This is a genomic window from Paracoccus sp. SSJ (genome assembly GCF_030234105.1).
GTDB classification, from domain to species: Bacteria; Pseudomonadota; Alphaproteobacteria; order Rhodobacterales; family Rhodobacteraceae; genus Paracoccus; species Paracoccus denitrificans.
The window spans coordinates 308,988-322,560 of sequence record NZ_JASSPE010000002.1 but is presented as its reverse complement, the minus strand read 5'-3'; the positions used below and the strand labels follow the sequence as shown (position 1 = coordinate 322,560).

The following is a 13,573-nucleotide window of genomic DNA, read 5'->3' as shown; positions in this document are numbered from 1 at the left end:
CCGCGCCGTCAGAGATACGCGGGCAGTTTCGCCTTCCATTCGCTCATCAGGATCAAGGTGCCTTCCACGGTCTCGCCGTTGTTGACCAGTTCCAGCTCGCCGACCGGCGTTGCCTCGTCCCATTCGAAATGGTCCGAGAGGAACGCAAGCGCCTCGCGCTTGTACGCCGTGTCGAGGTTGTCGAGTTGGTCGCCCTTGGTTTCCAGCACCGTGATCCGCTTCGCTTCGCCGTCGCGCTGCACGGCGAAGATGAAATCCGGATAGATTTTGGCCTTCTTCCATCCCTGAATGCCGTATTGCGTCCGCGCGACATTGCGGTGCCACCAGGCCAGCGTCTTTTCGCCGTCGAGATAGACCGCCACATCCCGCTCGTCGCTGTTCAGCTCGTTCTCATAGACCGGAGCGAACAGGCTCTTCTCGAGCGGGCCACCGGCGCGGTTAAGGAGTTGGCGGGCGTTCTCCGGTTCCGTCGTTTCGATGCTGAACGGCATTCGCCAGTTGCGGCCATCGAGCCGCAAGCGGAACTGGATGCGTCCCGCCGCTACCTCGGCCTTGAACAGGGCTTCGGCGCGCGCGTTCCGCGCCGCTTCGAGGCCCTTGCGCAGCTCTTCCACGATCAGGCTAGCGAGCAGGCCGAGCTTCGCATCATCGAAGCCCCGCGCCCGCAGGGCCGCAACCGTCGCGCCGACAATCTCGCGGCCGACGAAGGGATTCGGCACGATGTCGGAAATCATCCGGACAGCATGCGCCGGATCGAAGGCGAGGATTTCCGCGTTGGCGGCGACAGTCTCGCCGACGAACAATTCGTCGCCGTCCTCGGCAAGCCTGATCCGTTGGAGCTGGCTTTCCGCCGCCTGTGCGTTTTCGGGCACCCGATCCGCGATGTCCTGCGGATCGAAACCCCGCCAGTCGAGCGCGGAAAGCACATCCGTCTCGTAGTCCAGCTCGCGCGCGTCGCCACTTTCCACCACCATCACCTTGGGCAGGTAGATTTCCGTGGAGGCGAAAGCCGGGCGGCGATTGATCGTGCGGGCCGTCTTACCGGTCCCGCTCTTGTCGTCCTGCGTCACGCGCAGGACCAGATCGCCGAGGCCGTCCTGTTCGAGGCCGTCTTTAATGGCACCGACGACCGTCGCAGTATCGGCGTGATGCGTGATGACGTGGCACTCATCGAGCGCTTCAACGTCCGTTTTGAGCGCGCCGGGCTGGCGGAGAATGCGGCCGACAAGCTGAGTCATGGCCTTGAGGTTGGCGCTGGCCGCAAGGCTGCACAGCACATAGGCGAAGGGGCAATCCCAGCCCTCTTGCAGGGCCTGTTTCGTGATGATCGCCCGCACGCGGTTGGTGGGCGACAAGAGGTCCTGATTTTCCGGATCGTTGAGATCGTTCTGCTGCGCGGTTTTGATCGCGATTTCCGCCTGATCGAAACCTGCCGTCAGGAGCCATTCCTTCACGTCCTCGGCGTGGATATGGCCGCTTTCGCGCTGATCCGCGCCCGTGCGCTCGACCTGGATCAGCATGATCGGGCGAATATAGCGGCCCGTATCGGCCCGCAGTTGCCGGGCTTCGGCATCGAGCGCGTTGAGCTTGGCAAGCGCCGCGTTCAGCGTCGCCTTCCAGTCATTGCCCTGCCGGGGATCAAGGTTGAGCGGCATCTTTATCATGCCTTCACGGTCCAGCTCGCGCCCCGTCACTTCCACCAGCACATTGGCATAGCGGCCTTCGCGCGGATTGCGGCCGCCGCGCGGCTGCACATCCTGGGGCGTGGCCGTCAGCTCCAGCACGAAACACGGGTTGAATCCGTAAAGCGTGCCGAAGGCGAGATCGGAAATGGCGCGGTGGCCTTCATCCATCACGACCACGGGCCGGATGATCCTGAGGGCGTTCCCGAGAGAATCCTTCACCATCGGGAACATGCCCGTATAGGCGGAGAGGTTCGGGGTGCGGTCGATGGCGGCCTGATGAGCCTGTTGTTCGCCTTCGGGCGGGAAGAAGCCGTGCACGTCGCCCCGGTCCTGAAACATTTTCAGGGAATCCTGCGTCTCGCGGTTCGCGGATTGCAGCATCAGCAGCATGACGCAGAGATTGGTTTCCACGTCCCGCGCATCGAGCCGGTCCGTTTTCTCCATGATCTTCACGCGCCCCGCCGCCGCGCGGTCCAGCGCCTGACGGTAGGGGTGCTGGCGATCCTTCAGGTGCTTGAGCGTCTGCGTATAAATCGCCTCGTTCGGCACGATCCACAGGACGAAACCGGTGTTGCGGTCGAGATAGCGGCCCATCACCCGCGAGACGGCGGAGACGGCAAGCCATGTCTTGCCGCCGCCGGTTGGCACTTTCAGCACGGCGTTGGGCACGGGCCGCTCGCAGCCGTCCATGCGCGGCGAGAACGGAATCGCGGCGCGGGAAGCGGGCAGCTTCCCCGCCGCCTTCATCGCTTCCCAAGCCTCTTTCGCGAAATCCGGAATGGCAAGGCCAAGGTCCGGGTCTTGCGCGGCGAGCGCCGCCACCTTGTCGGCGCGCGTTTTCTTTTCCTTCAGGAGGTCAAGATAGGCGTCAAGCGTCGAGAGTACGCGATCCTGATAATCGAGCTGGCGAAACACGGCGTCAGCTCCGATCTATCCGGTAGAGCGCGAAAGGCAGCGGCACGAACTCCACGGGGATGTTCTGTTCCGCCAGCATCTTGTGGCTCACGAAGCGCGCCGGGGCGAAGACAAGATGCCGCATGTCCGGATCGGAGGCGGCGAATGCCTTGGCGCGCGCCAGCGTCAAGGCCGCTTCCGGCGACTTTAGCCAGTCGAGATTGGGCTTGTAGATCAACCAGACGTGTTGCCCTTCCATGGCACCGAGATAAAAATCATCCTCGCGCACAGCGGCGGGGTCGAGCGCCTGATTGGTCGCCATGTGGAACAGCGCCGCGCCGAGACCGGCATAGGGCGGCAGGGTTTCGCCGCTCAGCACCTTGTCCAGTTCGACGGGATCGCCGAGGGTGCAATAGGTGAAGGTGCCGCCAAGACCTTCTGCGCGTTCCGCCACCGTCTTTTCGCCGGTGACGATCAGCTCGCCGTCTTTCACTTCCTTCTTGATGCGGTCGTATTCGTGGCCGTGCAGGTTCTCGATTCCTTCGACCTTGTGCGCCAGCTCTCCGGCATTGCTGAGCGCGCGCCAGTTCAGCCGCTCCCGCAACATCTCTGTTCGCTGTGTGCCCTGGAAATCATAGCCGTTGATGACACGCCGGACGCGCTCTGCCGTCAGGCTGTCGGCATATTCCTCCATTTCCACGAGAATGAAGCGGCGATTGCCGCCGTCGCGCTTGTTGGCTTCGAGCACGGCGTGAGCCGTTGTTGCAGAACCCGCAAAGGAATCTAGGATAATTGCGTCATCATCGGCAGCAATGTCGATGATCCTGTCCAGAAGCTTCACGGTTTTCGGCGTGTCGAACAAATCAGACGTGCCAAATATGTTCCTGAGCATTGCCTTGGCCTGCCGCATCGTATCCACGTCGCTCCAAATCGTTGGAAACGGCCGCGTGGGATTGTCTTCGGGCGCAAACTCGCGGGTGTAAGGCTCCCACACTTCACGTCCGAGCTTTTCGATCCTCTTCCAGATCAATGTACCGGCATCTTTGTGTTTCTTGATGCCCTTCTTCCCCATCGACCATCGCGCTTCTTCCCCGTTATCATGTATGGGGAAAACCTCATTTCCATCGGGGTCTTCAAGCGGGAAGAACATGGTCGGCCGATCACGGCGGAGACTCGCCCGTCCGTTCTTCTTCAGAAGGCGATCTCTAAAAGGGCGTCCGTTCTCGTCTCGGTTCGGATAAGCTTTCAGGATGGACGGGGCGATCATCCTCTTGAACTTTGCAGAGCCAATATCGCGCGCAAAACAGAGGACGTAATCATGGTCAGGGGTGATAGCTACCTTGTTATCGTTCGGGCTATCCACTTTCCGCCAGATGAAGGTGGCGACATGATTTTCCTCACCAAATATTTCGTAGCAAATATTTGCGAGGCGGTGCGCCTCGTTATCATCGATGGTTATAAAGATGACGCCATGGTCCGCCAGCAGCTCATGGAGCATCCGAAGGCGCGGCCACATCATGGCACACCATTTGTCATGACGTAGGCCGTCCTCAACACCGACCGGATTGGACTCCAGCCACTCCCGGATCATTGGCGCATTGACGTTATCGTCGTAGCACCATCCCTCGTTGCCGGTGTTGTACGGCGGATCGATAAAGATGCAGTCCACCTTGCCCGCGTAGAGCGGCAGGAGCGCCTTCAGCGCGTGCAGGTTGTCGCCGTGGATGACGAGGTTGCCGTCAAGCGCGACAGGACCGATGCCCTTGCTTTCATCGGGCACGAGCGGACGGAAGGGCACCGCCAGATGGTGGTTATAAACAAACTCTTTGCCCTTGAAACTCAGCTCCGTCATGCCCGCCCTTTCGTATTCATTCCCGTGTATCGCTCGACCTTGATCTCCGCTTCCCGCTTGCGGGCCTGCGCAATGTCGTAGCTGTTCTGCATGCGCATCAGCGTCTCCATCGAGATGCCGAAGGCTTTTTCGATCCGGATCGCCATGTCCGGCGACAGGTGCGCGCGCTCGTTCAGGAGCGCCGACAGTGCCGGGCGCGTGACGCCCAGCGCATCCGCCGCCTCAGTCACCGACAGGCCGAGCGGTTTCAAGACCTCGTGCTTCACGAAGCCGCCCGGATGGGAAGGCTTTTTTAGCCGAAGGCCATCCTCATCGGTCATCGCGCGCTGTCCGGTGATTGTTCATCGAGTCGGATGCAGCGTATCGGACCTAACGTTGCCTGTAAAGCAACGCTTTACGGCTTCTGGGCATGACGCAGCCGGATGGGTTTGAGACTCACTTTTGGAGGGCTATAGCGTAGGTGTAGTTCTCTGTTTCGTCGGCTTCGGCCCGCCACTTGCCCCCGCGAAAGCGTTCTCCCGATCCGGTTGCGGCCGGATTTTTCCGTTGTTTTCGGGGGTTATGCGGGTGTGGCTGTTAACCGTCGCCCGCGCCTGCAGGCCCGGACGTGGTCTCTCGGGGTCGATATTCTCCGGACCTGTTGACTGCGCAGTTTCGGTGAATTTTCAATAAGCTAATGAAATTGTGTTGTTTTATGGGATGGCGCGCTGAACACTTGGATTTCAGGGTCGCACCCCAGAAGGAACATAAATCGAACTCTGCCAGCAGTTCGCACTCCTCTACTCTTCAATCTGAGATGTTCCGGCCGAGACGTCCAACTCGCCATCTTGCTTCCAGTCTTCGGCGTCCAGATCCCGCACTCGAGCAAGAAAAACCCTGTGGAAGTCGTTGATCTTGGACGTCAGCCACTCATGCTGGCGGGTCCAGTCTCGCTCGTCTTCCGGATCGACGTTCGTCATGTAGACCGAGATGCGGCAATCGCGCCGCGTGGGGAGCTCCTCCCACTCAAGGGGATAGCCAAGTTCCTGCTCGATGGCTTGCTGCTGTTCGTGGAGCAGGTGGAAGAAGGCCTTCGCTTGGTCGCCCGCGATGTATAGTTCCGTCCTGATCTGTCGCTTCGGGCGGATCATTACCGCTCCAAGGTTGAAGCCGGTTCGACCGATCGAGTATCCCATCCACGACTGTGGCTGCGGCTTACGGCCACCGGAAACGGCGCCTGCAGCTTGGTCAAGCGCCTGATGAAAGGCGCCCCAATAGGCTCGCTGTTTCACCCGCGTGTCAGACAGTTCAGCTTCGTCGATGGCTCTCGCGGCCTGCGCGACGGAGCGAGACCAGTCGTTCGGCTTGGAAACGATGTTGAACTTGGGTGCAGCGGGCGAGTCCCCGATCCTCCACAGCTCAACCTCCAATCCGAAGAACCGGAAGCTCTCGTCTGTGATCTTGTTGAGCCAATCGAGTGTCGAACGATGCTCTTCTGTGAATCTGGCCGCAATCCATACGATCGTCACCGCTTCCAGCCCTGAGGCATATGTCAGGAGCTGCCCCAGGTGACTGTGGTCCGTGCGTTCAAGCTGGTTCTCGACGAGTACCCAAGCACCGGTTCCGATGTCCTTGCACAGGATGTCGGCCCGAAAAGGCCCAACGGCCTTCTCCTGTGCTTCCAGCTCGAGATCAATGCTGAGCGCTTCACCCAATACCGTCAGGTTTTCTTCTCGCGCCAGCCACGGGGTGAAGTCACTGGACTCGCTCGTCCAGATATTCCGGAGATCGACCCGGGTCAGTCGACCGAGAACATGTTTGGAAGCAGTCATCTCCTATAAGCCCTCAATAATATTCACGAATATACCCGTAGGCCTTCTCAAACAGCTCTGCGTCCTGGTGCAGCTTGTAGCGGAAGAGGGTCTGGCGAAGCGCCTTTTTGACCTCGCGTTCACCCGCGTGCGTGGCTTGCCAGCCGTCGAACCGGACCGCGCGCACGATCTCGTCGATATCGTCCACGACCCGCTTGACCATCACAGGCGTGTCGCCGTTCCGTGCTTCCTCGAACAGCTCGGTCAACGCCGCCTTGCCCCGGTCGATGTCCTCTTCCTCCGGCGTCTCGCGCTCGGTCTTCACCACGTCCTTCGCCAGCGCCAGAAGCTCTTTCAGGAAGTCGATGGACAGCAGGAGACCCTGCTGATGCCGGTTCCTCAGGTCCTCCAGGCGCTCGCCCAGCGCTTTGAACTTCGGGTTCCCAGCGTGCTTGCGGAGGCGGCCTGCCAGCTTGACCGAGATTTCCTTGGCCTTCTTTTCCGGGTCATGGTTGCCGAGAACCGCTTCCAGCAGTTCGGCATCCAGAACCAGCGTGTCGAGATCATCCCGCACCGCATCGACATGGACGTTTTCGTGGATCAGCTCGATGGTCTTGGCGCCCAGCCGATGCCACAGCAGCCGCCCTGTGCCACTGGAGGGCTTCAGCGACTCGTAGACCTGCGCCAGCCAGCGATAGTCGGTCTCGTACTGTGTCAGCACCGGATCGGGCGACAGCGCCTCCCAGATACGCGCCAGAACGCTGAAATCAGCCGCAAAGGCATCTCGCATATCGTTGTTGGGGATGCACTCCTGCGCTGCGATCAGGCCCTCGTAACCGGTCAGACTGCGATCCACGCCCGCGAAATAGGCGAGGCACTTTTGCAGGGCGGTCGGCAGGGCGTTGATCAGCTCGGCGATGTTCGACACCGCCTTTTGCACGCCCTCCTCGTCGAACTTCAGCGCCTGCGCCACGTCGTCGAAGATGCCTAGGTAGTCGACGATCAGGCCATGGGTCTTCTGCTCACCATAAGGGCGGTTTGTGCGGCAGATCGCCTGCAGCAGCGTATGGTCGCGCAGCGGCTTGTCGAGGTACATCGTCTGCAGGATCGGCGCGTCGAAGCCGGTCAGCAGCTTTGACGTCACGATGATGATCTTCAGCGGGTCCTTCGGGTCGCGGAACCGGTCGAGCAGCTTCTCCTCGGCATCGCGGTCGCGCTTGAACGCCGCATATTCCGGCTCGCCGCTGTTGACCGAGATCACCACGTCGGAAACCTCGGGTGGCAAGTGGCGGTCGAGTTCCTGCTTGTAGAGCAGACAGCTTTCGCGGTCGAAGCTTACCACCTGCGCGCCAAAGCCGTTCGGTGCGACCTTCTCCTGGAAATGCTTGGCGATGTCGGCGCAGATCGCGGTGATCCGCTTCGGAGCCTTGACCAGGATCGACATCTTGGCCGCCGCCTTGCCCAACCGATCCCGGTCCTCGTCGGTCAGACCCTGCGTCAGCTCCGCATAGGCTTCCTCGATGGCCTTCTGGTCGATGTGCAGATCCACCAGCCGCGGCTCGAAATGCAGCTCCTTCGTCGCTCCGTCGCGGATCGAGTCGTTCAGGCCGTAGCGGCTCATGTAGCCGCCATCGTCGGTGTCGGCGCCGAACGCGTAGAAGGTGTTCTTGTCGGCACGGTTGATCGGGGTGCCGGTCAGTCCGAAAAGGAATGCGTTCGGCAGCGCGTCGCGCATCTTACGGCCCAGATCGCCTTCCTGCGTGCGGTGCGCCTCGTCGACCAGCACGATGATGTTGTCGCGGTCGTTCAGCACGCCGTCGGCCTCAGCGAACTTGTGGATCGTGGTGATCACCACCTTCCGCGCGTCCTTGCCCAAGAGATCGGCCAGCTCCTTGCGGCTTTCCGTGCGCACCATGTTGGCCATGTCGGCGGCATAGAAGGTGCCCGAGATCTGGCTGTCGAGGTCGATGCGGTCCACGACGATCAGCACCGTGGGGTTCTTCAGCGCCGGGTGAAGCCGCAGCTTGCGCGCGGCGAACAGCATCAGCAGCGATTTGCCCGACCCCTGGAAATGCCAGATCAGCCCCTTCCGCGGCTGGCCCGCCACGACCCGCGCGACGATCTTGTTGACGCCGTCCACCTGCTGATAGCGGGCGATGATCTTGATGCGGTGCTTGCCCTTCTGCGTCGCGAACGCTGTGAAGCTGTCGAGCATGTCGAGCACCATCGCCGGGCGCAGCATCGAGCAGGCGGCTTTCTCAACCTCGCCCAGCGATTGCTTGCCGTCGCCGTCGCGCCAGGGGCCCCACATGTCGACCGGCATCCGGACAGAGCCATAGCGGAACTCCTTGCCCTCGGTCGCCACGGAAAAGACGTTCGGCACGAACAGCTCCGGCACGTTCTTCTCGTAATCGTCATGGACCTGGATGGCGGCGTCGAGCCAGCTTTGGCTGGACCGCACCGGCGTCTTGGCCTCGATCAGCACCAGCGGAATGCCATTGACCAGCAGCACCAGATCGGCGCGTTTTTCGGTCTTGCCCGCGCGGATGATGAACTGCTGGGTGATGACGAAGCTGTTCTTCTCGATCTCGTCGAAATCGATCAGGCGGATGGTGACGTGTTCGCCATTCACGCCGAAGGGCATTGAGCGTTCGCCCAGCAGCCACGCGGCAAATTCCTCGTTCGCCTTCACCAGCCCATCCGACCGCGCGCCCATGACGATAGCACGCAGGCGGTAGAGCACGTCATCGGCCCGGCCGGGGTTGGCGGCGATGTCGGGGTTCAGGCGGATCAGGGCGTCGCGCAGGTGGGGCTCGACCAGCACCTCTTGCGGCTGGCGCGGAAGGTCGGCCGCGGCGACGTAATGCCAGCCGAGGCCCGCAATCTTGCCGCCCGTGCGGGCGAGGCCGATGGAAAGTTGCGCCGGGCGGGCCGAGGCCGCGCCCGCGAGAAGGTCGCGCAGATGGGCTTCGACGGTGTTGGCTTCGGTGAACGCGCTCATTCGGCCACCTGAGAAATGATGTGAGACATTATTCGTTGCGCATCGGACAACCTCGTCCGAGCGGACGTCGCCGCGCTACTAATCGCGGCTAATCTTTCAGAGACCGCGCGCTGCTCATCAATTGTTGCGACCGGGATAGGAAGCTTGCGAAGGGCTTCCAAGCTAATTTCAGCGAACGTTGAACCCTTCGCGTGAGACGAATACTCGTGCTTGACCAATGGTGATCTCAATGCCCAGCGAACATAATCGGTCGAGTTGTCTTCGCTTACGGAAATGCGGGCGGTGCCTTGAGTGAGGTTTGCACCATCAAGGCTAGGTGGAACGATATGGGTCAATCCTACTGGGCCGCGTAGCGCAATCACCAGATCGCCTGCTTTCACCATGGATCGCCGATATTTGTGTGCGATTTCCGGACTCGTGCGCAGCATCCCGTCGAGCGACAGTTCGTCCACATCCGTCATGTCAGAAACGCGGATGTATGGGATGCCGTCGGGGATATCTGGGCCTGCCTGAACAATGCCGTAGGTAATCAGGTTCCGGCACCATTCAGCCAGCGGTCGAGACTTGGAACCCTTCCGAAATACATCTGCTAGCGCGGCTTCGATCAGGACTTCGCCCGCCTGAATTACATTCTTGATTTGGTCTGCTGTTTCCTGAATTGCGGACAGCGCCTCCACCAAGCGCGCCTGCTCCTGGATCGGCGGCAGCAGGAACTCGAAGCTGGCCAGACTGGTCCAGTTGGTGCGCGGCGACAGCGACCCGGCCGAGGTGCCGACCGCATGATCGAAGAAGGCATCTGTCTGGCACAGGAACGGCAGCAGTTCGGGCATCAGCCGGTCGTTTGCCGGTTCCAGCACATAGATGTCGCCGGAACAGACCCCCTCGAAATCCGCCACCGCGACCTTGCGCTGATAGGCGCGGCGCTTGCCGAACAGAACCTGCCCCGGCTTGAACAGGGTGGTGAAGGTCGTGCCATCGGCCACATCGCCCCAGCGCCGGATGCGCAGGTCGCCGGGCTCGATATGTTCCAGCCCTACGAAACGTTCGATCCCGGCAGCCGCTGGGTCAGCGACCCGCGCTTTCGACAGGCGCACCACGTCGCCAAAGGCAACGCGCGTCCACCCAGCCTTGGAAATCGGCCGCTCAAGCATCGGCATCCTCCGCAGGCGTCAGGCCATCGAGCATGTCCACCAGCGCGTCCATGCCCGTCCAGAAGTCACGCCCGTCCTCATCGAACGCCGCCCAGGTCGCCGCCAGCGTGGCACCCCCCGCCACCGCCGCCTTGGGCCGCTTTACATACCGGGCAATCGACAGGTTGCCGTCGGCCGCCAGCACATCGGCCACATCCGCCACCGCGGCAAAGCCGGGATCATCGGCAAAGGCGTGATAGGCCGACAGGATGCGCGCCTGATGATCGGGGCGCAGAAAGCTTTGCGCCCGTTCGCGCGCAATCTCGGCCACCGCGTCGATGAACAGGATGCGCCCCTTGCGGGCATCTGGCTTCTGCGACCGGCAGATCACCACGCAGGCCTCCATCGGTGAGTTGTAGAACAGCCCCGGCCCCAGCCCCAGCACGCATTCGACCCGGTCGGATTCCACCAGCCTGCGCCGCATCTCGGCCTCTTCATTGCGGAACAGCACGCCATGCGGAAACAGGATCGCGCAGCGCCCGGTCTGCGGGTGCATCGACGACAGGATGTGCTGGAAGAAGGCGTAATCCGCCCGCCCCTGCGGCGGGGTTCCAAGGAAGTTGCGACCCCAGGCATCCTGCTCCCACGCGCCGCGGTTCCATTTCTTGATGGAATAGGGCGGGTTGGCCAGGACCACGTCGAAGGTCCGCAGCCGGTCGCCCTGCACGAAGGCGGGCGTGGCCAGCGTGTTGCCGCTGGCGATGTGGAAATCGTCCACGCCATGGATGACCAGGTTCATCCGCGCGATGGCGGCGGTGATGGTGATCAGCTCCTGCCCGTAAAGGCCGGTGGTGCGGATGTCGCCCCCGCGCCGCTTCACCTCGGCCAGGCAGGAAATGAGCATGCCGCCGGTGCCGCAGGTCGGGTCATAGATGCTCTCGCCCGGCTGCGGCTCCAGCATCTGCGCCATCAGATGCACGAGGGTGCGGTTGGTGTAGAATTCCTGCGCTGTGTGGCCGCTGTCGTCGGCAAACTTCTTGATCAGGTATTCATAGCCGTTGCCAAGCTCGTCCTCTGGCACGGCCGCGAGGGTCAGATCGTGCTTCGAGAAATGCTCGATCAGGTTCTTCAGCGTGCTGTCGGGCATCTGGGCCTTGTCGGTCCAGTTGGCATTGCCGAAGACGCCCTGAAGGCGCTCTGGGTTCGCGGCTTCGATGGCGAGGAAGGCCGACAGTAGCGCCCGCCCCACGTCACGCGGCGCAGAACGGACGTCATTCCAATGCGCGCCTTCGGGGATCACGAAGCGGTCGTTGGCTGTGTCGGTTGCATAGCCTTCATCGCCGGTTTCATCGAGGGCGTCTTGGTAATCCCCATCCCAGACGTCGGACAGACGTTTGAAGAACAACAGCGGGAAGATGTACTGCTTGTAGTCGCTGGCATCGATCAGCCCGCGAAGCAGGGTGGCGGCGCCCCAGAGATAGTTTTCGAGTTCGCGTTGGGTCAGCCCGCTCATTGCAGCCAACCTCCTTCGACCAGCACCTTGCGCAGGTGATCCTCGGCGGCCCGCGCGTCCGCCAGCGCTGTCTTGAACGCCTCGACGGCCTCAGGCAGCGGCGGGATGTCCTGGCCGATGGGCGGCAGGACGTAGCGCGAGATGTTCAGCGTCCAGCCTTCCTTCTTAATCTCGTCCAGCGTCGCCACCTTGGCGCGATCCTCGACGTCCGCAAAGGCGCGATACCAGGCGACGATCTGGTCGCTGTGCTCCTGATCGAGGAAGTTCTGCGCCCGGCCTTTGCGGAACAGGCCAGAGGCGTCGATGATAAGGACCTTGTTCTTGCGGGCCTCGGGCTTCTTGCGGCGCAGGATGACGACACATCCGGCCAGCTGCGTACCGTAGAACAGGTTCGGCGCAAGGCCGATGACCGCCTCGACCATGTCCTTTTCCAGAAGCGCCCGTCGGATCGTGCCTTCAGCCGATTTCCGGAACAGCGCGCCCTGCGGCAGGACAACAGCCATGCGGCTGTTTCCGCTCGGCGCCAACGATGCAATCATGTGCTGGACGAAGGCGTAGTCGCCGTAGCTCTCGGGTGGGATGCCGTATTGGGCCCGGCCCCAAGGATCAGCCTCCCACAGGTCACGACCCCATTCCTTCAGAGAGAACGGCGGGTTCGCAATGACGCAGTCGAAGGTGGCGAGGCCGCCCGTGCTGGAATCGGTGAAAGCCGGATTGCGCAGTGTATCCTCGCGCGCCACCTGGAAATCCTCGATCCCATGCAGGACAAGGTTCATCCGGGCGATGGCGGCGGTGGTCAGGTTCTTCTCCTGGCCGTAGATCTTGCCGTAGAAGGTGCGCGGGTCGCCGCCCTTGCGCATGACATGCTCGATAGCCCCGAGCAGCATGCCGCCCGTGCCACAGGCGGGATCGTAGATGCTTTCACTTTCCTTGGGGTCGAGGATTTCGACCATCATGCGCACGACGCTACGCGGCGTGTAGAACTCGCCCGCCTTGTTGCGGCGGGTGACGTCGGCAAACTTGCCCACCAGATATTCGTAGGCGTCGCCCAGCACGTCGGTGCTGACGGTGGTGTTGCCGAGCCCGATCTCGGAGAACCCCTCGATCAGATCCTTCAGCAACTCGTCGGAGAACTTCTCCTTGTTGCCCCAGTCCGCCGAACCGAATACGCGGAACAGCGTGTCCGGATTGGCCCGCTCGATCTCCTGCATGGCCTTCTGGAGAGCCGCGCCGACGTTGGCCGGAACTTCTCTGATGTCGTTCCAGTGACAGCCTTCAGGCAGCACGAAACGGTGCACCTCCGGAAACAGGGAGGGGTCCGCTTCGCCATAGATCTCCCGAGCCTCAGCCGTCTCTTCGTCCCAGACGTCGGAGATGCGCTTGAAGAAAAGCAGGGGAAGGATGTAGCCCTTCCAGTCGGTGCGATCGACAGCGGAGCCGCGAAGAGTATTCGCGGCGTCCCACATCGCAGATTTCAATTGCAGACCATTGTTCAACGAATCGTTCATTCTTCACTCTGAGCGCCACCGGGGGCTTTGGGGGCTGCGCCGGCCTCGACCGCCTTCAACCGTTCATATTCCTCGACGGCCAACACGACGACGACAGTCCGCCCGTGCTTGGCCACCGCCACCGGCTCGGCTCGGGCGAGATCGATCAACCGTCCGAAGCCGTACTTCGCGTCTTTCGCGCTCAGTGTCTGCATTCGACT

9 protein-coding genes are annotated in these 13,573 nt (G+C 61.8%); all 9 read right to left on the bottom strand.

The window, feature by feature from the left end:
• Nucleotides 1–8: 8 nt before the first annotated feature.
• Nucleotides 9–2,600 (bottom strand): DEAD/DEAH box helicase, encoded by a 2,592-nt coding sequence (locus QPR87_RS03845; protein ID WP_285048413.1) that lies wholly within the window; start codon nucleotides 2,598–2,600, stop codon nucleotides 9–11.
• A gap of 4 nt (nucleotides 2,601–2,604) precedes the next feature.
• Nucleotides 2,605–4,431: a site-specific DNA-methyltransferase gene (locus QPR87_RS03840; RefSeq protein ID WP_285048411.1), complete on the bottom strand. Its 1,827-nt coding sequence runs from the start codon at nucleotides 4,429–4,431 to the stop codon at nucleotides 2,605–2,607.
• Nucleotides 4,428–4,751: a HigA family addiction module antitoxin gene (locus QPR87_RS03835; protein ID WP_285048410.1), complete on the bottom strand. Its 324-nt coding sequence runs from the start codon at nucleotides 4,749–4,751 to the stop codon at nucleotides 4,428–4,430. The genes QPR87_RS03840 and QPR87_RS03835 overlap by 4 nt, the downstream gene beginning before the upstream one ends.
• A 459-nt stretch (nucleotides 4,752–5,210) precedes the next feature.
• Nucleotides 5,211–6,242 carry a DUF4268 domain-containing protein gene (locus QPR87_RS03830; RefSeq protein ID WP_285048409.1) on the bottom strand — a complete coding sequence of 344 codons (1,032 nt, stop codon included), beginning with the start codon at nucleotides 6,240–6,242 and terminating at the stop codon, nucleotides 5,211–5,213.
• A 13-nt stretch (nucleotides 6,243–6,255) separates the two neighbouring features.
• Nucleotides 6,256–9,222 carry a type I restriction endonuclease subunit R gene (locus tag QPR87_RS03825; protein ID WP_285048408.1) on the bottom strand — a complete coding sequence of 989 codons (2,967 nt, stop codon included), beginning with the start codon at nucleotides 9,220–9,222 and terminating at the stop codon, nucleotides 6,256–6,258.
• Nucleotides 9,219–10,373, bottom strand: coding sequence for a restriction endonuclease subunit S (locus tag QPR87_RS03820; protein ID WP_285048407.1), 1,155 nt, complete (start codon nucleotides 10,371–10,373; stop codon nucleotides 9,219–9,221). The genes QPR87_RS03825 and QPR87_RS03820 overlap by 4 nt, the downstream gene beginning before the upstream one ends.
• Entirely contained in the window at nucleotides 10,366–11,865 is a 1,500-nt protein-coding gene (locus QPR87_RS03815) for a type I restriction-modification system subunit M (protein ID WP_285048406.1), read from the bottom strand. The genes QPR87_RS03820 and QPR87_RS03815 overlap by 8 nt, the downstream gene beginning before the upstream one ends.
• Complete coding sequence (locus QPR87_RS03810) at nucleotides 11,862–13,373, bottom strand: type I restriction-modification system subunit M (RefSeq protein WP_285048405.1); 1,512 nt, start codon at nucleotides 13,371–13,373, stop codon at nucleotides 11,862–11,864. Before QPR87_RS03810 ends, QPR87_RS03815 begins: the two co-directional genes overlap by 4 nt.
• Complete coding sequence (locus QPR87_RS03805; protein WP_100651825.1) at nucleotides 13,370–13,567, bottom strand: type II toxin-antitoxin system Phd/YefM family antitoxin; 198 nt, start codon at nucleotides 13,565–13,567, stop codon at nucleotides 13,370–13,372. The genes QPR87_RS03810 and QPR87_RS03805 overlap by 4 nt, the downstream gene beginning before the upstream one ends.
• Between the last annotated feature and the right edge of the window lie 6 nt (nucleotides 13,568–13,573).

What these genes read in the sequence shown, in the direction of transcription:
- QPR87_RS03840 (WP_285048411.1), bottom strand. Translation starts at nt 4,431, where the DNA reads ATGACGGAGCTGAGTTTCAAGGGCAAAGAGTTTGTTTATAACCACCAT.
- QPR87_RS03835 (WP_285048410.1), bottom strand. Translation starts at nt 4,751, where the DNA reads ATGACCGATGAGGATGGCCTTCGGCTAAAAAAGCCTTCCCATCCGGGC.
- QPR87_RS03830 (WP_285048409.1), bottom strand. Translation starts at nt 6,242, where the DNA reads ATGACTGCTTCCAAACATGTTCTCGGTCGACTGACCCGGGTCGATCTC.
- QPR87_RS03825 (WP_285048408.1), bottom strand. Translation starts at nt 9,222, where the DNA reads ATGAGCGCGTTCACCGAAGCCAACACCGTCGAAGCCCATCTGCGCGAC.
- QPR87_RS03820 (WP_285048407.1), bottom strand. Translation starts at nt 10,373, where the DNA reads ATGCTTGAGCGGCCGATTTCCAAGGCTGGGTGGACGCGCGTTGCCTTT.
- QPR87_RS03815 (WP_285048406.1), bottom strand. Translation starts at nt 11,865, where the DNA reads ATGAGCGGGCTGACCCAACGCGAACTCGAAAACTATCTCTGGGGCGCC.
- QPR87_RS03810 (WP_285048405.1), bottom strand. Translation starts at nt 13,373, where the DNA reads ATGAACGATTCGTTGAACAATGGTCTGCAATTGAAATCTGCGATGTGG.
- QPR87_RS03805 (WP_100651825.1), bottom strand. Translation starts at nt 13,567, where the DNA reads ATGCAGACACTGAGCGCGAAAGACGCGAAGTACGGCTTCGGACGGTTG.